19 protein-coding genes are annotated in these 18,605 nt (G+C 61.0%); all 19 read right to left on the bottom strand.

Annotated features, from left to right (window positions below):
* Positions 1 to 11 precede the first annotated feature (11 nt).
* A complete protein-coding gene (locus tag AAFG13_RS35125; protein WP_342709654.1) occupies positions 12 to 1,259 on the bottom strand; it encodes a cysteine desulfurase in 1,248 nt (415 codons plus the stop codon).
* The gene (sufD, locus tag AAFG13_RS35120) at positions 1,256 to 2,578 is read right to left on the bottom strand and encodes a Fe-S cluster assembly protein SufD (RefSeq protein WP_342709653.1); all 1,323 of its coding nucleotides are present in this window, start codon (positions 2,576 to 2,578) and stop codon (positions 1,256 to 1,258) included. The genes AAFG13_RS35125 and sufD overlap by 4 nt, the downstream gene beginning before the upstream one ends.
* 19 nt (positions 2,579 to 2,597) lie before the next feature.
* Complete coding sequence (sufC, locus tag AAFG13_RS35115) at positions 2,598 to 3,350, bottom strand: Fe-S cluster assembly ATPase SufC (RefSeq protein ID WP_342709652.1); 753 nt, start codon at positions 3,348 to 3,350, stop codon at positions 2,598 to 2,600.
* Between the two features lie 70 nt (positions 3,351 to 3,420).
* Positions 3,421 to 4,917: a Fe-S cluster assembly protein SufB gene (gene sufB, locus AAFG13_RS35110; RefSeq protein ID WP_342709651.1), complete on the bottom strand. Its 1,497-nt coding sequence runs from the start codon at positions 4,915 to 4,917 to the stop codon at positions 3,421 to 3,423.
* A 147-nt stretch (positions 4,918 to 5,064) separates the two neighbouring features.
* Positions 5,065 to 5,259, bottom strand: a complete 195-nt coding sequence (locus AAFG13_RS35105) for a 4Fe-4S binding protein (RefSeq protein WP_342709650.1) — start codon at positions 5,257 to 5,259, stop codon at positions 5,065 to 5,067.
* A 703-nt stretch (positions 5,260 to 5,962) separates the two neighbouring features.
* Positions 5,963 to 7,075 (bottom strand): alanine dehydrogenase, encoded by a 1,113-nt coding sequence (gene ald, locus AAFG13_RS35100; RefSeq protein WP_342709649.1) that lies wholly within the window; start codon positions 7,073 to 7,075, stop codon positions 5,963 to 5,965.
* Between the two features lie 827 nt (positions 7,076 to 7,902).
* Positions 7,903 to 8,949 (bottom strand): hydrogenase expression/formation protein HypE, encoded by a 1,047-nt coding sequence (gene hypE / locus AAFG13_RS35095; protein WP_342709648.1) that lies wholly within the window; start codon positions 8,947 to 8,949, stop codon positions 7,903 to 7,905.
* Positions 8,946 to 10,088, bottom strand: coding sequence for a hydrogenase formation protein HypD (gene hypD / locus AAFG13_RS35090; RefSeq protein WP_342709646.1), 1,143 nt, complete (start codon positions 10,086 to 10,088; stop codon positions 8,946 to 8,948). The genes hypE and hypD overlap by 4 nt, the downstream gene beginning before the upstream one ends.
* Positions 10,085 to 10,321 (bottom strand): HypC/HybG/HupF family hydrogenase formation chaperone, encoded by a 237-nt coding sequence (locus tag AAFG13_RS35085; protein ID WP_342709645.1) that lies wholly within the window; start codon positions 10,319 to 10,321, stop codon positions 10,085 to 10,087. The genes hypD and AAFG13_RS35085 overlap by 4 nt, the downstream gene beginning before the upstream one ends.
* A gap of 1 nt (position 10,322) precedes the next feature.
* Entirely contained in the window at positions 10,323 to 12,584 is a 2,262-nt protein-coding gene (hypF, locus tag AAFG13_RS35080; RefSeq protein WP_342709644.1) for a carbamoyltransferase HypF, read from the bottom strand.
* On the bottom strand, positions 12,581 to 13,540 hold the full coding sequence (gene hypB / locus AAFG13_RS35075; RefSeq protein ID WP_342709643.1) for a hydrogenase nickel incorporation protein HypB: 960 nt from the start codon (positions 13,538 to 13,540) through the stop codon (positions 12,581 to 12,583). Before hypB ends, hypF begins: the two co-directional genes overlap by 4 nt.
* Positions 13,540 to 13,881: a hydrogenase maturation nickel metallochaperone HypA gene (gene hypA, locus AAFG13_RS35070; RefSeq protein ID WP_342709641.1), complete on the bottom strand. Its 342-nt coding sequence runs from the start codon at positions 13,879 to 13,881 to the stop codon at positions 13,540 to 13,542. The genes hypB and hypA overlap by 1 nt, the downstream gene beginning before the upstream one ends.
* Positions 13,874 to 14,968, bottom strand: coding sequence for a hypothetical protein (locus AAFG13_RS35065; protein WP_342709640.1), 1,095 nt, complete (start codon positions 14,966 to 14,968; stop codon positions 13,874 to 13,876). Before AAFG13_RS35065 ends, hypA begins: the two co-directional genes overlap by 8 nt.
* Positions 14,965 to 15,294 (bottom strand): hypothetical protein, encoded by a 330-nt coding sequence (locus tag AAFG13_RS35060; RefSeq protein WP_342709639.1) that lies wholly within the window; start codon positions 15,292 to 15,294, stop codon positions 14,965 to 14,967. Before AAFG13_RS35060 ends, AAFG13_RS35065 begins: the two co-directional genes overlap by 4 nt.
* A 166-nt stretch (positions 15,295 to 15,460) precedes the next feature.
* Positions 15,461 to 16,324, bottom strand: a complete 864-nt coding sequence (locus AAFG13_RS35055) for a hydrogenase expression/formation protein (RefSeq protein WP_342709638.1) — start codon at positions 16,322 to 16,324, stop codon at positions 15,461 to 15,463.
* A gap of 23 nt (positions 16,325 to 16,347) precedes the next feature.
* Positions 16,348 to 16,779 (bottom strand): hypothetical protein, encoded by a 432-nt coding sequence (locus AAFG13_RS35050; protein ID WP_342709637.1) that lies wholly within the window; start codon positions 16,777 to 16,779, stop codon positions 16,348 to 16,350.
* Between the two features lie 201 nt (positions 16,780 to 16,980).
* Positions 16,981 to 17,271, bottom strand: coding sequence for a HypC/HybG/HupF family hydrogenase formation chaperone (locus AAFG13_RS35045; RefSeq protein ID WP_342709636.1), 291 nt, complete (start codon positions 17,269 to 17,271; stop codon positions 16,981 to 16,983).
* A 15-nt stretch (positions 17,272 to 17,286) separates the two neighbouring features.
* The gene (locus AAFG13_RS35040; RefSeq protein WP_342709635.1) at positions 17,287 to 17,871 is read right to left on the bottom strand and encodes a HyaD/HybD family hydrogenase maturation endopeptidase; all 585 of its coding nucleotides are present in this window, start codon (positions 17,869 to 17,871) and stop codon (positions 17,287 to 17,289) included.
* Between the two features lie 11 nt (positions 17,872 to 17,882).
* Positions 17,883 to 18,602, bottom strand: coding sequence for a Ni/Fe-hydrogenase, b-type cytochrome subunit (gene cybH, locus AAFG13_RS35035; protein ID WP_342709634.1), 720 nt, complete (start codon positions 18,600 to 18,602; stop codon positions 17,883 to 17,885).
* Positions 18,603 to 18,605 lie beyond the last annotated feature (3 nt).

The following is an 18,605-nucleotide window of genomic DNA, read 5'->3' as shown; positions in this document are numbered from 1 at the left end:
AGCTCGCCGGCTCACGAGAACAGCTGCCGCGCCTTGATAAGCGCCCGCACGAGCGTATCAATCTCTTCACACGTGTTGTAAAGTCCGAAAGATGCGCGGCACGTCGCCAGCACGCCGAAGCGCTCGAGCAGCGGCATCGCGCAATGGCTCCCCGCACGCACTGCTACTCCGGCACGGTCGATGACGGCGGCAATATCGTGCGCATGCGCGTCTTTCATACCAAAGGAGATGACCGGCCCCTTCTCGGCCGTCGTCCCGATCATGCGCACGGAGTTGATGTTCCCCAGCTTCTCCTGCGCGTAAGCGAGCAGCGCGTTCTCGTGCTTGCGAATCCGCTCCTTGCCTATCGAATTGATGTAATCCACAGCCGCCCCCAAACCGATCGCCTCGACGATCGGCGGCGTCCCCGCCTCGAACCGATGCGGCGGATCACCATAGATGACGCCGGCACGCGAGACCTGACGGATCATCTCGCCCCCGCCGTTGAAGGGCGGCATCGATGCCAGATGCTCAGATTTGCCGTAAAGCACGCCGATCCCGGTCGGACCATAGAGCTTGTGGCCTGTCATCACGTAGAAATCGCAATCGATGTCGCAGACGTCGACGGTCAGATGGACACATCCTTGCGAACCGTCCACCAGCACCGGGATACCACGTGCATGTGCGATCCTCACGACGTCTTTCACCGGCAGGACGGTACCTAGCACGTTCGACATCTGGGTGATCGCAACCATCTTGGTGCGCGGGGTCAGGAGCCGTTCAAATGCATCGAGCAGGAAGTTGCCGTCATCATCCACTGGCGCCCATTTGATGACCGCGCCGAGCCGTTCCCTTAGAAAATGCCACGGTACGATATTGGAGTGGTGCTCCATAATAGACAGAACGATCTCACCACCCGGGGTGATGCGTTCACGGCCAAAGGTCTGGGCGACCAGATTGATGGCCTCCGTGGCGCTGCGGGTGAAGACGATCTCCTCGTTTAGACGTGCGTTCACAAACCGCGCCACCTTGGTACGGGCACCTTCATACGCCTCGGTCGCCGCGTTAGCGAGGTAGTGCAAGCCACGATGTACGTTGGCATACTCGCTGGAATACACCTGCATCATGCGGTCAAGCACCGCCTTCGGCTTTTGCGCGGATGCAGCGTTATCGAGGTAAACGAGCGGCTTGCCGTACACCGTCATGGCCAGTGCAGGAAAGTCCGTACGCAGACGGTTGACCTCGTAACGACCATTGCTAATCGCTGGATGCACGCTCATCGCCGCGCCTGCAGCCAGAGTTCGACTTGAACGGTCACAAAATCGCGCAGATTTTCGGCGGCGATCTCCTCAATCGATTCGCCAAGGAACGCCTTTATCAGCATCGCCTGCGCATCCTTCTCGGATAGACCCCGAGCGCGCAGATAGAATACAAGAGTGCCATCCAGCGCGCCCGATGTCGATCCGTGGCCGCAGGTCACGTCATCGGCCAAGATTTCAAGTTCAGGCTTATTGTCCGCCTCGGCCTGATCGGACAGAAGCAGCGCGCGCGTCGTCAGCATGACGTGCGTCTTCTGCGCGGCGGGACGAACGACGATTCGGCCCTGGAACACCGAGCGGCCGCAATCATCGACAACCGCGCGGAACGTCTCCCGACTGGTGCAATGTGGTACGGCGTGGTCGACTACGATTGTTGTATCGGCGTGCTGCTTTTCCCTGAGGAGATTGACCCCGTTCGCCGAGAGCTTGGATCCCTCGCCGGCCAGCGTGACGAATCCCTGATAGCGACTGATGGAACCGCTGCAGGTCATGTTGAAGAGATTGAGCTTCGCCCTGGCGCCGACTGCAATGATCCCCGAAGAGATATTCACGGCGTCAGCAGCATCGGCTGCCAGCCGGACGTGCGAAAGGCTCGCCTCGTCACCAACCAGGACGATGATCGCATCGTTGGTTTGATAGCCGCTCGCGCCTTCAGCTGAAACGAACGTTTCCACCACAGCCGCATGCGCCCCTTGATCGAGCTGCAGATAGGACCGCGTAAAGTTGGACACCGACAATCCGGTTGCAACGTGAACGATCTGAATCGGACGCTTCACCGCATGGCCCTCAGCGATCGTTATCACCAGGCCATCGGTCGCCATTGCGGCATTGAGCGAGATCACTGCATCAGTCGTCGTCGACAGCACCAGACCGGCTATCGCGCTACTGGCCGAGTTCTCCAGAACCTCTCGCAACGACCGCACATCGACCCCATTCTCCAGCCTGCCGACGTCGGATAGCTCAGGCGCGAATATGCCATCCACCAAAACGAGTTTGACCGCCTGATCGGCAGCTCCTTGCTTGGCCGACGCCTGTGCGCGCAGCAGCGCAGCTGCGTCCGGTCGCGGAGCGAGTGGCAGTACCTCGCCGATTAGGGCGCGTAAATCGGTGTATTTCCAAGCCTCCGTACGCCTATGCGGGAGGCCGGCACGCTCATAGGCCTTGAATGCCCTTGTACGGATATGGGCGACAGGGCCTGTGCCAGGCAGCCGTCCATGCGCCGCGGCGAAGACGTTGCCCATTGCACCTCCGGCGCCGGCTTTGGCTAAAACCCGCTTCATCAGGAAATTCCTTGAGCGGTCAGGCCGCATCCTCGAACTGGGCGTAGCCACAAGCCTCGAGCTCCAGCGCGAGTTCCTTGCCGCCGCTCTTCACCACCCGGCCCTTCGACATCACGTGCACGACATCGGGCACGATGTAGTTGAGCAGCCGCTGATAGTGGGTGATGACGACCATCGCGCGCTCCGGCGAGCGCAGCGCGTTGGCGCCGTCGGCGGCAATCCGCAGCGCGTCGATGTCGAGGCCGGAATCCATCTCGTCCAGGATGCACAGACTCGGCTCGAACAGCGCCATCTGCAAGATCTCGTTGCGCTTCTTCTCGCCGCCGGAAAATCCGACATTGACGCCGCGCTTGAGCATGTCCTGTGGGATGTTGAGCGACTTGGCGACCTCGCGGACCTTTTTCAGAAATTCGGGGGTGGAGAATTCCTGTTGGGCGCGCGCCTTGCGCTGGGTGTTCAGCGCGGTGCGCAGGAAGTCCATGGTGGTCACGCCGGGGATCTCGACCGGATACTGGAACGCCAGGAACACGCCCTTGGCAGCGCGCTCATTGGCCTCCATCTCCAAGAGGTTCTCGCCCCTGAACAGGATCTGTCCGCCGGTGACCTCATAGCCCGGCTTGCCGGCGATGACGTGGGAGAGTGTCGATTTGCCGGAGCCGTTCGGCCCCATGATCGCGTACACCTCACCCGCATTGATCGTAAGATCCAAGCCGCAAAGAATTTCGCGGTCCTCGACACCAACATGCAAATCTCGGACTTCGAGTAGCGCCATTCTGATCTGATCCCTGAAATGCGTCATCCGGAACGCGAGCCGTACTCGGGAGGGCTCGCGGGACGTTTAGTTATCCGACAGATCCCTCGAGCGAGATCGAGATCAACTTCTGTGCCTCCATCGCGAATTCCATCGGCAGTTTTTGCAGCGCGTCCTTCGCGAAGCCATTGACGACGAGGCCGATGGCTTGCTGCTCGCTTAAGCCCCTGTGCACGCAGTAGAACAGCACGTCCTCGGAAATCTTCGTTGTCGTCGCCTCATGCTCGAGTATCGCCGAGGAATTCTTGGCCTCGACATAGGGCACGGTATGCGCGCCGCATTTGTTGCCGATCAGGAGCGAGTCGCAGGCGGTGTAGTTGCGCGCGCCGGTGGCTTTGCGATGCGCGCTGACGAGGCCGCGATAGGTGTTCTGCGACTTGCCGGCGGCGATGCCCTTGGAGATGATCCGGCTCGACGTGTTCTTGCCGAGGTGGATCATCTTGGTGCCGGAGTCGACCTGCTGGAAACCGTTCGAGATCGCGATCGAGTAGAACTCGCCGCTCGAATTGTCGCCGCGCAGGATGCAGCTCGGGTACTTCCAGGTGATCGCAGATCCCGTTTCGACCTGGGTCCAGGAGATCTTGGAATTCCTGCCGCGACAGTCGCCACGCTTGGTGACGAAATTGTAGATGCCGCCCTTGCCTTCCGAGTTGCCGGGGTACCAGTTCTGCACCGTCGAATACTTGATCTCGGCATCGTCGAGTGTGACCAACTCCACCACGGCGGCGTGCAACTGGTTCTCGTCGCGCTGCGGCGCGGTGCAGCCTTCGAGATAGGAGACGTAGGAGCCCTTGTCGGCGATGATCAGCGTGCGCTCGAACTGGCCGGTGTTGCGCTCGTTGATGCGGAAATAGGTCGACAGCTCCATCGGGCAGCGCACGCCCGGCGGCACGTAGACGAACGAGCCGTCGGAGAACACCGCCGAGTTCAGCGTCGCGAAGTAATTGTCCGTGGTCGGCACCACGGTGCCGAGATATTTCTGCACCAGCTCGGGATGCTCGCGGATCGCCTCCGAGATCGGCATGAAGATCACGCCGGCGGCCTTCAGCTCCTTCTGGAAGGTGGTCGCCACCGACACCGAATCGAACACGGCGTCGACCGCGATCTTGCGGCTGGGCGACGGCGCGCCACCAGGCGGCGGCTCGACGCCTTCGAGGATCGCAACCTCGCGCAAGGGAATGCCGAGCTTCTCGTAGGTCTTGAGGATTTCCGGATCGATCTCGTCGATCGAGGACAGCGTCTTCTTCGGCTTCGGCGCCGCGTAGTAGTAGATGTCCTGATAGTCGATCTTCGGATAGTTGACGCGCGCCCAGGTCGGCTCGGTCATGGTCAGCCAGCGGCGATACGCCTCCAGGCGCCATTCCAGCATCCAGGCCGGTTCATTCTTCTTTGCGGAGATGAAGCGGACGGTGTATTCCGACAGCCCCTTCGGGGCCTTGTCGGACTCGATCTGCGTCTCAAACCCATATCGATACTGGTCGACGTCGATGCGCCGGACGCGCTCGACCGTTTCTTGTACAGCTACCATTGCCCACTCCGCTCGCGCCTGATCGCGCAAGTCACGGCCAACTCGGGGCCGGCGAGCGCGAGAATCAGGCGTCGGATCCAAAAGACGGACACCGTCGGTAGTGTCGTCATCATGTTTCGCGCCGGAGCCCCACTCATCAGCTACTCCTTATGCCGGCACGCAGGTCTCGGGCACCGGGCAAACGACGGCGCATTGCGGCGCGTCAAAATGCCCCTCACATTGGGTGCACTTGGTCGGATTGATCACATAAATGTCGTTCTTAAGGCTGATCGCGGCGTTGGGACATTCAAACTCACACGCACCGCAGACGGTGCACTGGGACGCGATTATCTTGTAGGCCATCACTGCGATTCCATAAGCAGAAGGTGCGGGACGGTTTCTTGCGTTCAAGTCTTGTGCCAAGAGCCTAGGCTTGATTTGTCTCGGCTATTTTCCATAGCGCTTGTCGCCGCCTCGACGGCGTGTCGCAAATCCTACAATCGGCATCGCGGTGGCTTGATCTCGATGCCGTGGTTTGGGCGGATCGTCGATCTGACGGCTGCGGTCAACCGACCAGGTGGACCGCGTTCGCAACCCCAGGGCGCCATCCTTCCGATGGCTGCGGTGACGCGGCTACAATCAGGTCGCCGCGCCTCGTCCCGAGTGCTCCGCTGCCGCGTCAGATCGCCCTGGCCCATCTTATTGGCTCTGCTCACCGGACGGCGGCGGATTCGGCGCGTCTCCACAGCACGGCCGGAAACGGTCGCGGCGATCGCGCCAGATAAAGCCACACTCCGATGATCGCGGGCTCTCTGGGTGAGCCGCTGCACGCAATGTTCAATCCCGCCGGCAAACCTGCATTCAGGCGCCCTGTGTGGGGCGAAAGGACATTGTTTCGCAGCCCGAGGACGGCAGAAATCCAATTGTGATCGTCTGGTATTCCCGGCTTCGCTCCACGTTCCAAACAACTGCCAGCGGCGCTTTGCGGATTGAGAGAGCCAAAAAAAATGCCACCCTGAAGGGTGGCCCAAGTCAGGGAGGAAATGCCCCGTAAGGGCCTCTGGGATCAGGCCGCAGCCTGGTCGATCGGGGAGAAGGGGAGCCCGAGGCTCTCGGCCACGGCCTTGTAAGTTAGCCGGCCCCGATGGACATTGAGGCCGGCGCGCAGGTGCGGATTTTCGAGCACGGCGGAAAACCCCTTGTTGGCCAGAGCCAGGCCAAACGGCAGCGTGGCGTTGTTCAGTGCTTGGCTCGAGGTCAGCGGCACGGCGCCGGGCATGTTGGCCACGCAATAATGAATGACGCCATCCACTTCGTAAGTTGGATCAGCGTGAGTCGTTGGGTGCGACGTCTCAAAACAACCGCCCTGATCGATAGCGACGTCCACGATCACCGCCCTCTTACGCATCGAGCTCAGCATGCCCCGCCGGACTAGCTTCGGCGCGCTCGCACCTGGAACGAGCACCGCACCAATTACCACGTCCGCCGCAAATACCTCCTCCTCCACCGAATCGATGGTCGAGAACCTGGTCCGAACGCGCCCTTCAAATAGCTCATCCAGCTCGCGGAGCCGGGGTATCGAGCGGTCGACGATGGTGACCTCTGCGCCCAAACCGATCGCCATGCGCGCCGCGTGCGTACCAACGACGCCACCTCCAATCACCACGATCCGGGCCGGCTGAACACCGGGCACCCCACCGATCAACAGCCCTCGTCCGCCTGCACTCCGCTTCAGGGCGCTACCCGCCGCTTCGATCGCAAGTCTACCCGCGACCTCGCTCATAGGTGCCAGCAGTGGAAGACCACCATGCGCATCAGTTACGGTCTCATAGGCGATCGCGGTGCACCCGGATTTTAGGAGCCCTTTGGCTTGCTCCGGGTCCGGGGCCAGATGCAGATAAGTGAAGAGGATCTGGCTCTCCCGCAGCTGGCTCCATTCGGACGGCTGAGGCTCCTTGACCTTTACGATCATCTCGCTCGATGCGAATACCTCAACTGCAGAAGTTAGAATGGTTGCGCCAGCGTTGCGGTAATCGTCGTCGGTGGCACCAATGCCCGCGCCGGCATTGGTCTCGATCATCACGCGGTGGCCCGCGGCCACGTATTCGCGAACAGCTCCAGGGGTAAGGCCCACGCGATATTCGTCCGCCTTGATTTCCTTGGGAACGCCCACCTTCATTTGAAAACTCCCTGCCCGAAGAGCTTTTCTAACCGGAAGAGCGCAGCGATATTGCGACGCAGGCGCGCAAATGGTGCAGGAATTCAGCGATCTTTGAGCAGAGGCGCAGGATTTCAAACAAGCAGATATTGGGCGGATTGAATGACCACTCTGAGCTTAAGCATCGTTCCCTCCGCGGCCGAGGCGAACGGGCTCTGAAAAAGAAGGGGATATAATGGAACGGTGGACGTCTTGATAGCGTCTAGGGAATTGCCTTCCGCCGCGATGACAAGGGCGCCTTCCGCTCTGGGCGAACGTATCCTCATCTCATTGCCTGCGAATCGCGTGTTGGTTATACGCAAGGTCAATGACTGCATGGAACCTTGGTGGTCAGGCCGTCCTCCTGAGCCGCCTAGATCCAAGAGAGGAGATCGCGATCTCTCTGATCTCAAAGCTGCTCTTGTGCAACGGTAGGTCCAAAATCGAGCGCAACGATGCAAGTCGAAGCCTTGTAAAGAGCCTCGTAAGAGGGGCCCGCGCCTCCCTTCAGCCCTGGAGTGGCAAGTTGCAGTAACGACTTGCCTGGTTTGAGCTACCGCGAACTGCGCGATGGCAATAAATCGTTTCGGATTGGGTTCTCGGGTCGTGGTAAAGCTAACAACGAAAACCAAGCCTTGCCGAATTTCTTGCCGAGTGATCATCGCCCGGCAGCTGAGCAGACCGCAAATTTTAGGCTCGTTTGTCGGTGCTGATGGCAAATGACCATTGATCTCAAATTTGGTTTCCCAAGACTCGGAAGATGCGTATGCATGACGCCTTCATGCCCGCGGCAAATGGGCGTGACATGTTCAACAGATTCGGGGTAATTGTTCGCCCGACAACCAATCGACAATTCGTCCGCCGCCGAAACTGGTCGCCATCTGCACAAATTTGTGATCGTCAGCTACCGCCTCGCCAATATCAGTTGCATCACATCCGAGCGGATGCGCCTTCATCGCTGCAAGCACGGCATCGGCCAAATCGGGCGCGACGATCGCAACGAGCTTGCCCTCATTGGCGACATGGATCGGATCAAACCCAAGGAGTTCGCAAGTGGCCGCAACCGCGGGCTTCACCGGAATGGCCGCTTCCTGCAGACGGAACCCGAGCCCAGATTGATGCGCAATCTCGTTGAGGGAGGCGGCAAGACCGCCGCGCGTGGGGTCACGCATCACCCGAATGCCGCGACCACCGGCCGCAACCATGACGGCTACAAGGTTATGCAGCGCTGCGGAATCCGAGACGATCTCGATTTGAAAGGCGAGGTTGTGGCGCGTTGACATGATCGCCACCCCATGATCGCCGAGGCTGCCGGACACCAGGACACGGTCCCCGACCCTTGCTTTGTCCGCGGAAAGATCGAGCCCATCGGCCAGAACCCCGATCCCGGTCGTAGAGATGAACAGACCATCCGCCTTGCCGCGCTCGACGACCTTGGTGTCCCCGGTGATGATGTAAACGCCGGCGCCGCGCGCCGCTGCGCCCATCGAATCCGCAATTGTCTTCAGATCGGAAAACCGGAACCCCTCCTCGATGATGAAGCTGGCCGATAGATAGAGTGGACGCGCGCCGGCCATGACGACATCATTGATCGTGCCGTGCACGGCGAGTGACCCGATATTGCCGCCGGGAAAGAACAGCGGCGAAACCACATAGCTATCGGTCGTCATCACCATCCTGCCTGTCGTAACGTCAAACGCCGACTGATCATTGCAGCGGGCGAGCCATTCATTGCCGAAGGCGTGGTGAAAAACGCCCGAGATCAGCTGTGCCATGGCACGGCCCCCCGATCCGTGAGAAAGATCAACGCGTCCGTTCTCGAGGTCGAGCTTGCGTTGATAGGCCTTTACGCTCATGACATCCGCCTCACCCCAGCATCGCGAACTCGGCCATAGGTCCAATATGCGGCACAAGCACCTTCCGATGAGACCATGCAGGACCCTATGGGTGTTTCCGGCGTGCAGACGGTTCCAAATAGCTTGCAGTCAACCGGCCGCTTGGCGCCGCGCAGGATCGCGCAGCATTCACACGCCGGATTGTCGGCGACACGCAGCTCGTGCATCGCAAAACGCGCCTCGGCGTCAAATCGTGCGTAAGCCCGCTTCAGCTTCAGTCCACTGTTGGGTACGAGTCCAAGCCCACGCCATTCGAACTGCTCCCGCAGTTCGAAAACCTGCAAGACCTCGTCCTTGGCACGCCGATTGCCTTCGCGCGTCACCGCGCGGCTGTATTGGTTCTCCACCTCATGACGGCGTTCGTTCACCTGCCGCACCAGCATCAGGATCGCCAGCATGACGTCGAGCGGTTCAAATCCCGCGATCACGATCGGCTTACCGAATTGTTCCGCCAGAGGCTCGTAAGGCCGCGTACCGATGATGGTGCTGACATGCGCAGGCCCGACGAAGCCGTCAATTGCGACCCCGCCGATATTGCGGATCTTCGGGTTCTCGAGAATACTGTGCATCGCAGACGGTGTAAGCACGTGGTTGCAGAACACGCTGAGGCCCTTCAGCTTCTTCTTCTCGGCAATCCGGATCATCACCGCTGTCGGGGGCGTCGTGGTCTCAAATCCGATGGCAAAGAAGACCACCTCCCGGCTCGGCACCTGTTCGGCGAGCCGGATAGCGTCGAGCGTCGAATAGACTATCCGAATGTCAGCGCCGAGCGCTTTGGCTCGCAACAGGGACTGTCCTTGCGATCCGGGCGCGCGCATCAGGTCGCCGTAGACGCACAGAGTGACCTCCGGCCGCTCGACGAGCCGGATCGCCATGTCGATCCGGCTGGCGGGCAGAACGCAGACGGGACAACCCGGCCCGTGGATCATGCGGACGTTCGCGGGCAGCAAATCCTCCAGGCCGTAGCGGGAGATCGCATGCGTGTGTCCGCCGCAGAATTCCATGAACCGATAGGCCCTTTGTGGACCGGCCTCGGCGCCAATCGCACGCGCCAGGCCCTGCGCGATGGTCTTGTCGCGAAATTCGTCGGCATATTTCATGATCGGAGCTCCAGCCCCGCGCTGCCTAGCTCTTGCAGGAGCTCCATCGTGCGCTTGGCTTCTATCGGGTCGATCTTGGCCAGCGCATGGCCGACATGGACAAGGACGTAGTCGCCGACGTCGAGTTCGTCGATGAGAGCGATCGATACTTCTAGGCTGACGCCGTCGATGGACACGATCGCCATGTCGTGGGGAAGAATTTTCGCGATCTTTGCTGGGACCGAAAGACACATATCAGGCTGTTCCTTCCAGGGCTGACGGCTGTTCAGCAATCTGCAGAGCGGCAATCCAGGCCTGGCCAAGGCTCAAGCCACCATCATTGGGTGGCAGCTGCCGTGGCATCAGCGGCATGAGACCGACGCTGCTGCAACCGCGCTGGATTTCATCCGCCAGCACCACGTTCAGGAAGCAGCCGCCGCTTAGAACGACGGTATTGACCCCGGTCGTTCGCGCAGAGCGCGTGACCCAGTCAATGCAGGCGGCGGCGAAGGTGCCATGAAACAGCCCGGCTCCGTCCGCGGCGTCAATCTTGTCTGCAATCAAGCGTGCAAACAGCGGACGAAGCGACAGCACGCCGCCATCGATCGTCCAGCCGGCATCGAAAATCGCAGTCCGCCGCACCAGCGCCTCGAGCTTCATCGCGGCTTCGCCCTCATAGCTCTGCACACTCGCAATCCCCAGCAGCGCCGCCGCTGCATCGAACAATCGGCCCGCGCTGGTCGTGGTGGCCCCGCCCGGCTGATCAAGCAATGCCTGTACGCGCTCAACCTGCCGTTGCGCTGCAAAGCGGGGCCCAATTTCGTTTCCCCGGCCGAGCGACTGCAGTATTGCGCTCGCCATCCGCCACGGCTCGCGGACTGCACGATCTCCGCCAGGCATTTGCAGGGGCGCGAAATGCCCGATGCGTCGACACCTCGTCCCTTCGCACAACAATAGCTCACCACCCCAGTTGCCACTGTCGGAGCCAAAGCCATGGCCGTCGAGCACCAGCGCGAGCGCAGGTCCCGCATGGCCATGCTCAGCGATGACGGCCGCAGCGTGTGCATGGTGATGCTGGACCGCGACCTGCGCGCGGCCGCTTGCTTCCGCAAACCGGGTAGAGGCCATATTGGGATGCAGATCATGGGCGATGACGACAGGCTCCACGTCAAGGGTCGATGTGAGGTGCCGGATCGTCTCCTCGAACACACAGATGCCTTCGGCCGTATCGAGATCGCCAATATGCTGGGACACGAACGCTTCGCTGTCCCGCGTGATGGTGACAGTCGATTTCAGCGCGCCGCCGACGGCGAGCACGGGCGGCACAGACCTCGCAAGCCGGATCGGTTCGGGAACATAGCCACGGGCGCGACGAATGAATTGGGGCCGCCCCGCCACCACCGACACCACGGAGTCATCGGCACGCGTTAGGATCTCGCGATCATGGGTCACGACAAGGTCGGCGATCCCCTCGAGCCGCCGCAGCGCCTGCGCGTTGTCGATCAGTAGCGGTTCGCCGCAAAGATTGGCACTGGTCGCGACGATGACGGGGCCGGGCCCCTCAAGCCATGCTCCTGTCGAGCGAAGCGCATGAAAGATGAGGTGATGCAGCGGGGCCACAGGCAGCATGACACCCACACGCGATAAGCCAGGAGCTATGCCGGGCGCTAGATGATTGCGCGTAGCTAGAAGGACGACGGGACGAGCTATGGATTCGAGTAGCGCAAGCTCGGACGCATTCGCGTCCGCGATCTCATTGACCCGCTCTATGGAACCAACCATGACCGCGAACGGCTTCTCAAGGCGCTGCTTTCTGCTGCGCAAGCGCTGCACAGCGCCCTGGTTGCGCGCGTCGCAAAGCAGCTGGTACCCGCCCAGCCCCTTTATCGCCACGATCTGACCGCCGGCGATCGCCGCGACAATGGCGTTGATCCCATGGCTGAGTCGAGGGCCGCATGTCGGACACGCGATCGCCTCCGCATGGAACCTGCGGTTCGCCGGATCGACATACTCGGCCACGCAGGCGGCACAAAGCCTAAAAGCCTCCATGACCGTGTTGCGGCGATCGTACGGAAGCCGTTCGGCGATGGTATAGCGCGGGCCGCAATGCGAGCAACTGATGAAGGGATAAAGGTAATGGCGACTTTCTGGATCAAACAACTCACCGAGGCATTGCTGGCAAGTCGCGGCATCGGCGACGATCCGGGTTGACAACCTGCCACCTTCGCTCGTGCCGATCGAAAAGTCTTTCGCCGCGAGCGCCGCGGTCTCCTGAACGCAGATGTGGTCGATGCGCGCCAGTGGAGGTGCCTCGAGCGGCAAAGCGGCGGCAAACTCCGATGCACGGTCACCCTCGACCTCGATCGTGACGCCATCGGGGCCATTGATGACAAATCCCGCCAATCCGTACCGCGTGGCGAGGCCATAGACGTAGGGACGAAAGCCGACCCCTTGCACAGCCCCGCTCACGCGCACGCGCAGCCGTCTTCGGTCGCCGCAAGCGACGGTGGCGCTCATCGCCTTGTGTCCACTGCGGCGCGCAGCTGATGCGTCGCCTGTTTATCGATCCAAGCGTAGAGCGCGCCAAAACCCTCGCCAGTACGCGCCGAAACCGTGAGCATTTCGATCGTTGGATTGACGCGCCTTGCATATTCGATAGTCCTGCCCAACTCGAACTCAAGCACTGACGCCAGATCAATCTTGTTGATCAGCATGAGCGAAGAAGCGGCAAACATATCGGGATATTTGAGCGGCTTGTCTTCACCTTCGGTCGTCGATAACACCACGATCTTGCAGGCTTCGCCAAGATCGAAGGCTGCGGGACAGACCAGATTACCGACGTTCTCGATGAAGAGAATACCTCGCGTGAGCCGCGGCAAGCGGCGATAAGCCTCGCCAATCATTGCAGCATCGAGATGGCAACCCTTGCCGGTATTGATTTGAATAGCTGGCACGCCGACCGCCCGAATGCGCTCGGCATCGTTCGAGGTCTGCTGGTCGCCTTCGATGACCCCGACCGGGCGGCTGCGCCTGAGCTCGGACGCGGCACGGACAAGCAGCGACGTTTTGCCTGCACCGGGACTGGACACAAGATTAAACACGAGCAGATCATCGGCCACGAAGCGCGCGCGGTTGTCCGCCGCGATCCTATTATTCTTGCCAAGGATGTCGCGCCCGATCTGAATGACCCGCTCGCTGCTCATGCCCGCGACCTTCAAGGCAGCCGGGCCGGCGCCGCAGCTCAGAAACGCCTGCCCCCCATGAGCCTGCTGATGGCCGGGACGATCGTGGTGATGATGACCGTGGCGAGCCGGATATGAATGCTGCAGGCTTTGGTCACCATGCGGATGGACATGATGGCGATCGTAATCGTCCTGCACATGAGCATAGTAACGCTCCTGGCCTTGCGCATCATGCGCTTCGGCGTGTCCGGTTAAAGACGCCTCTTCGCTGCAGCCGCATACGGTACACATCAATTGATCTCCAGCTCTTTCACTCGCATCTGTTCGCCCGCGGTTACCTGCAACTGATAGCTGCCGCAGCAAGGACAGCACTCACCTCGCCGTGCAATTTCGACGCTCTTCGAACAGGTCATGCACCAGGCCCGGCCAGGGAGTTCGACGATTTTAAGAACCGCGCCGTCGGCAACGGTCCGCGTTGCAACGGCCGCAAAGCAAAACATGATCGCTTCGGGCGCGACATGGCTCAGCGCCCCGATTTCCAGGCAGACGCTCCGTACCTGTGAAAACGATCGGCGACGCAACGCTTGCTCGACGATTTCGATGATGCCCAGACAAAGCGCCATTTCATGCATCGCCAACTTCGCAAAAATTGAGTGTGAAGCCGACGCATGGGTCGAGCGATTCAATCACCGCACGAACCGCATCCTGATGTCGTCGCGCCGTCAGCACCGCGCCCTGCAGGCTCCGGACAAGCGGTCCGCGCCGATGGAAATTCCATTCCGTGGGCGCAAGAAATTCGAAGCGGGATATCTGGCCCTGAGGATCAAGCTCAACCGCGTGATAGAGGCGCCCCCTGGCGCATTCGACCGCGGCCGCTGCACGGCCAGGACCTAGTCTGTAGCTTTCGATGATCCCATGCTCCGCCGAATCGGTATGAGCACCGGCCTTGAGCCAAGCGCATAGCCGAACGATTTCCGCAATTCTGGCCTTTAGCCGCTCGACCGCACCCGACCGGCCCAGCGGGATTCGATCACGCGTCATTTGGCGCGCCCAGGGACCCGTCTCGGGCGCATGTCCCGCAAGATCGGGACAATGGCAAAAAGTCGCGTCATCCACGAGCAGCCGTTCAACGATGTTGCGGTCGTCGGCAACGGACAGGAACGAGTGCTCGATCGGGAATGACTTCAAGTCGACCTCATCAAGCGCCGCAATGCGCAGCGCGAATGGGCTCCCTGGCCTCAGCGCGCCATCTTCATTCGTTATGCCGAGCGCGGCCAGCGCAGTCACGATCTGCGCTATCGCTTCGCGTCGCGCAGAGCCGCAGGCAGGCTGCGCGCTGCCGACAAGCACTGACATTCCCCGCATCAGGGAGCGGATCGCAGCCGCATTGGCGATGTTCGGCGTGAGCTGTCCGACAAAGAGACTACGCAGCAATTCTGCGATGCGCTCGGCAACGACGAGGGCAATACGACGCTGCTTTGTCGAGCGGATGATCTCGTGGTCGCGAGCGGCCTCGATCGCGGACAGTAATGCAGTTTGTTGCGCAGCGGCACACAACGCGAAGAGCCGCGGCAGAGCCTTGAGCAACGACAAGGCCGGCTTGCCGGCGAACAGCCGCGCCAGCGGCGGCCGGACTCGTGGCAGGATCTCGACTGCGGCGATTACGTCGGCGGCAAGCAATACGGTGACGTCGATCTTGTTGCGGGCGATGAAGCTCATGCGCACCGTTCTACCATCATCTCGCGCACGAAACGCCAGCGGTCGCTCGAACTGAGATCTGGCGCATGGATCCGATGTGACGCTGGCCGGTCGTCCCGCCACATCATGGCAGGGACCGCCGCTTCGGCACGGGCGAACCGCATGTCTTCGCGTGCGAAGAACGCCGACAACAGCGAGCAACAGGCAATCAAGCCCAATAGCGCGATCTCGCAGACAATAAGTCCGATTTCGCCGGCTCGAACTCGCGATTTCCGCTCAACCCGCGGTCGCCGAGTGCCGTTACGCAGGATGACAACCACCTTCATGACCCAAGGCGCCCCCATCATGCCAACGACCCGCGCTCACGCGTGCGAAATCCGATCACTTCGACCCCGAACGGTTCGTTCGCGCGTCGGGGGAGATGCTTGGGGCAAGCTACTGGGATATCGCGCCACCGTGAATGCGCGCGCCTCCCGCGAGAGCCCGCCGGATGCCGGGTATTCTCTAAGCTCTTCATGTGAAGTAAGCCTTGATGATTTCGTGCAAGCGTTCGGCGGAATCCTCGAAATCCTCGTCGGCGGCCAACGCTACGATCGGCACGCCGCCGACCTCCAGCGTATCCAGGATAATGTTGTCCATAGAATTGAAGAACTGCACCGACCAGACGTTCCGGATTCCAGTCGCCTGCACTCGGCATGAGCCGTAGCCGCGGAAGATGAGCTGGACCGGACCATTGCCCACGCTTTGCTGCAGAAACGCCAGGTCGATAGCGCTCATCGGCAGCAGTGTGAGATTGACGACATGCGCGCGCATGCCAGGGCGCCAGGCGCGGGCCCGCTCGCGTATTTCGGCGAGCACCGGGAGCACGTTCATCGCGCCGTCCGGCGCCGAGCCTATCACAAGATCGGTGGACGTCAGGTCAGTTGCGGCGCGCCGCACGATCTGCGGGATCGCCCCGATCTCAACATATTCGTGTGCCGGCTCCGCCCCGATGCGGACGCGCCAGATGCCCGCCAGCATGGCCTCCCGGATTTGCGCCAAAGAGCCATCTGGCAGCGCAACGACGCCGGCAACCTCGCCGTCCCCAAGCACTTCGGAAATCAGCTTGCGCTCGAGATCGCTGAGATTCGCCAGGCTGTACAGCTGCGTCCGTGCGCCGCTTTTCTGGCCGCCAACGGCAGCAGCGGCGTTCGATAACAGCCCGGTGGCATTCGGACAGATTCTCGCAAGCTCGTCTCCATCGCGCCAAGCGCGCTTGGCGAGCGCCCCCACAGCCGTCGGCCCGCTATGGATTACGCCGAGACTTTCCGCGTCGAGTGGGAAGTCGCTTGCCGCCTGCTCGGCGCCTTCCGATACGACGCTGGCCGCTGTTTTCATGATGCGACGTTCCTTTGGGTGTGTCAGGAGGCAATGCTCTTGGCGATACAAGCGCCAAGGGCGTGTGGCCGAACGATCGGTGCCGAGATTCGGTCGATCTTGACCAAACGGACTTGATTCTTGCCGGTCGGGCGGAGTGTATCGTGCTGATGGCACAGGACTGGCGTCGGCGGGTCACGCAGCCCGAGCCGTCCGTCCAGTTCGCCACTAGCGCCGCGCGCAGTCACTGCGCCTCGCATGCGCCGCCGAAGCGCCTTGATCAGTTCAGAAAGGGAGATTGCGACGTGGATGGCCCAGAGCGAATATAGGGGCGAATACAGGGGATCGGCCGCCGACAGCAGCACCACGACTGCCCTCATGGAATCGTGTGTGGCCGGCGGCCCATCGGCGGTGACGCTCCTCACCTCGGACGGACCGGGCCGTGCCAGATCATGCTGCGCCGCCTGGAACTTCATCAGACGCCTTTATGATAATGTTTGGTTCTACTAAGCGGGGTATTAGCAAGGCACATGCCAATCATCGTCTCGCCGCGATCGCGTTCCCCCGTTCGGATCGGGGGCTCAAAGCGCTTGATGTTTTTCGTGTAGAGGGTGCCCGCGATTGCAGATTCGATATGCGAGCAAGCGTAGGCAGCGCAACGTCCGCAAGCGGCACCACTAGCGTAGGTGCTCGGGCAATTGCGGCTCATGACCGATCAAGTCCGCAAAGAAGCGATCGCAGTCCTGGCCGTTGAGGCCGGCCTCAAGCCCGTCGAGTGCTTGCGAGATCAGCCTTGCTTCATCCTCGTCCAACAGCCGCACCGCGGTATCGATATGGACGAGCACCTTGGCGCCGAGCGACGCGTCGGAGAGCAGCATGACCGAGACACGCCGCTGTTCATTGCCATGCTCGCACAGAGCCGTGATGCCGTCTGTCTCAACAATCGTCATTGGCAAGCCAAGGCACATGGTCAGCCCGGGCCGCTAGATCGGCTGCGCTCTTGTTTCATAGTTTGCACGGTCGATATTGTTCGCAAACAGCTGTTCTGCTGCAGTCAGCGGCGCGGTCCGCAGCTTTGCCGGCGAGCCCCACTGCACCAACAGTTTGCAAGCCAGTTCAATCGCAGGCGCAATCTGAGAACGCACCGGAGCAGTCAGCGGACCGCCCCAATGCTCCAGGTCCAACGGCTGACAGCCGATGAGAGCGAGTTCTCGCGGGCAGCGGCCAAGCAGGTCGGCCGCACTCAACACCTCCTGAAAGCCGGTCTGATGCAGGCTCACCTTCTTGGCAGCGGTAAATTTTGGCACTTCGTCATCTCGCACGAGCTTCAACTGCCCGGGCGGCAGTCCATAGTCGATGGCATCGAACACGATCAGGCAGTCCGCCCACTCGAGAAAACTGACGAGGTAGAGCCCCTGAGTGCCACCATCGAGGATGGTGACGTTGTCATGGGTGACGTAGCGGCGGTGAAACTCCTCGACCGCTCGCACGCCGAATCCCTCATCGGCCCACAGGATATTGCCGATGCCGAGCACCAGGATCCGCTTCTTGTTCTCCGGACTTAGCATCCGCTTCCCAGTCAATCGCGAAGCTCGCGTTCACCCGAAATCATGGAGGAGATGCTTTGGCGCGACATGACGTCCTCCCGGATCACCGCGTAGATATGGACGAGTGCAAAGCTCACGATTACCCACAGGCCGAGATGATGCCAGGTATGGACGTCCTGACTGTTCGGCCAGATTGCAAACACCCAGCCAAATAGCTCGTACTGCCAGCTGTCACTACCGGCGCCCTGTCCATAAAGTGCGAAGCCTGTGACAACCATGAACGTGATCGTCTGCGTAAACATGAAGAACATTGCGACTTGAGCTAGGCGATTGTGCCCGACACGCCTCTCTGGCTCAGCTGCAAGGAAAGCATACCAACGAATCTCGTGGCACACCTCGCGCCAAAAGCTCCTGCGCCAGAGCGGCACGCAGAAGATCTGCATGGCATACGGGTTTCCCATCAGGGCCCAGTAGATGCGCAGCAGAAAGCCGACGCCGAGCACATATCCCGCAGAGAAATGCGCAACGCGGATATAGCCAAACAGGAAATTGCCGCTTGCCTCTCCCGGCATCGCCGGTATCCCAGTTCCAATGAGATAACCGGATATACCCAGCACCAGAATGGCCGCCGCATTGACCCAATGGCACAGTCGCACCGGCGCCTCATAAACGTAGGCGACGCCATGGCCGACACTGCGAGCGTTCGGTGCCGCATCGACGGCCGTAAGGGGGGGCGGAGTCTTGTCCAGCATGTG

The organism is Bradyrhizobium sp. B124, assembly GCF_038967635.1.
Lineage (GTDB): Bacteria > Pseudomonadota > Alphaproteobacteria > Rhizobiales > Xanthobacteraceae > Bradyrhizobium.
Note: the sequence above shows the minus strand (reverse complement) of the source record. Positions and strands in the feature narration are given on the sequence as shown.

What these genes read in the sequence shown, in the direction of transcription:
- AAFG13_RS35125 (WP_342709654.1), bottom strand. Translation starts at nt 1,259, where the DNA reads ATGAGCGTGCATCCAGCGATTAGCAATGGTCGTTACGAGGTCAACCGT.
- sufD (WP_342709653.1), bottom strand. Translation starts at nt 2,578, where the DNA reads ATGAAGCGGGTTTTAGCCAAAGCCGGCGCCGGAGGTGCAATGGGCAAC.
- sufC (WP_342709652.1), bottom strand. Translation starts at nt 3,350, where the DNA reads ATGGCGCTACTCGAAGTCCGAGATTTGCATGTTGGTGTCGAGGACCGC.
- sufB (WP_342709651.1), bottom strand. Translation starts at nt 4,917, where the DNA reads ATGGTAGCTGTACAAGAAACGGTCGAGCGCGTCCGGCGCATCGACGTC.
- AAFG13_RS35105 (WP_342709650.1), bottom strand. Translation starts at nt 5,259, where the DNA reads ATGGCCTACAAGATAATCGCGTCCCAGTGCACCGTCTGCGGTGCGTGT.
- ald (WP_342709649.1), bottom strand. Translation starts at nt 7,075, where the DNA reads ATGAAGGTGGGCGTTCCCAAGGAAATCAAGGCGGACGAATATCGCGTG.
- hypE (WP_342709648.1), bottom strand. Translation starts at nt 8,949, where the DNA reads ATGAGCGTAAAGGCCTATCAACGCAAGCTCGACCTCGAGAACGGACGC.
- hypD (WP_342709646.1), bottom strand. Translation starts at nt 10,088, where the DNA reads ATGAAATATGCCGACGAATTTCGCGACAAGACCATCGCGCAGGGCCTG.
- AAFG13_RS35085 (WP_342709645.1), bottom strand. Translation starts at nt 10,321, where the DNA reads ATGTGTCTTTCGGTCCCAGCAAAGATCGCGAAAATTCTTCCCCACGAC.
- hypF (WP_342709644.1), bottom strand. Translation starts at nt 12,584, where the DNA reads ATGAGCGCCACCGTCGCTTGCGGCGACCGAAGACGGCTGCGCGTGCGC.
- hypB (WP_342709643.1), bottom strand. Translation starts at nt 13,540, where the DNA reads ATGTGTACCGTATGCGGCTGCAGCGAAGAGGCGTCTTTAACCGGACAC.
- hypA (WP_342709641.1), bottom strand. Translation starts at nt 13,881, where the DNA reads ATGCATGAAATGGCGCTTTGTCTGGGCATCATCGAAATCGTCGAGCAA.
- AAFG13_RS35065 (WP_342709640.1), bottom strand. Translation starts at nt 14,968, where the DNA reads ATGAGCTTCATCGCCCGCAACAAGATCGACGTCACCGTATTGCTTGCC.
- AAFG13_RS35060 (WP_342709639.1), bottom strand. Translation starts at nt 15,294, where the DNA reads ATGATGGGGGCGCCTTGGGTCATGAAGGTGGTTGTCATCCTGCGTAAC.
- AAFG13_RS35055 (WP_342709638.1), bottom strand. Translation starts at nt 16,324, where the DNA reads ATGAAAACAGCGGCCAGCGTCGTATCGGAAGGCGCCGAGCAGGCGGCA.
- AAFG13_RS35050 (WP_342709637.1), bottom strand. Translation starts at nt 16,779, where the DNA reads ATGAAGTTCCAGGCGGCGCAGCATGATCTGGCACGGCCCGGTCCGTCC.
- AAFG13_RS35045 (WP_342709636.1), bottom strand. Translation starts at nt 17,271, where the DNA reads ATGTGCCTTGGCTTGCCAATGACGATTGTTGAGACAGACGGCATCACG.
- AAFG13_RS35040 (WP_342709635.1), bottom strand. Translation starts at nt 17,871, where the DNA reads ATGCTAAGTCCGGAGAACAAGAAGCGGATCCTGGTGCTCGGCATCGGC.
- cybH (WP_342709634.1), bottom strand. Translation starts at nt 18,602, where the DNA reads ATGCTGGACAAGACTCCGCCCCCCCTTACGGCCGTCGATGCGGCACCG.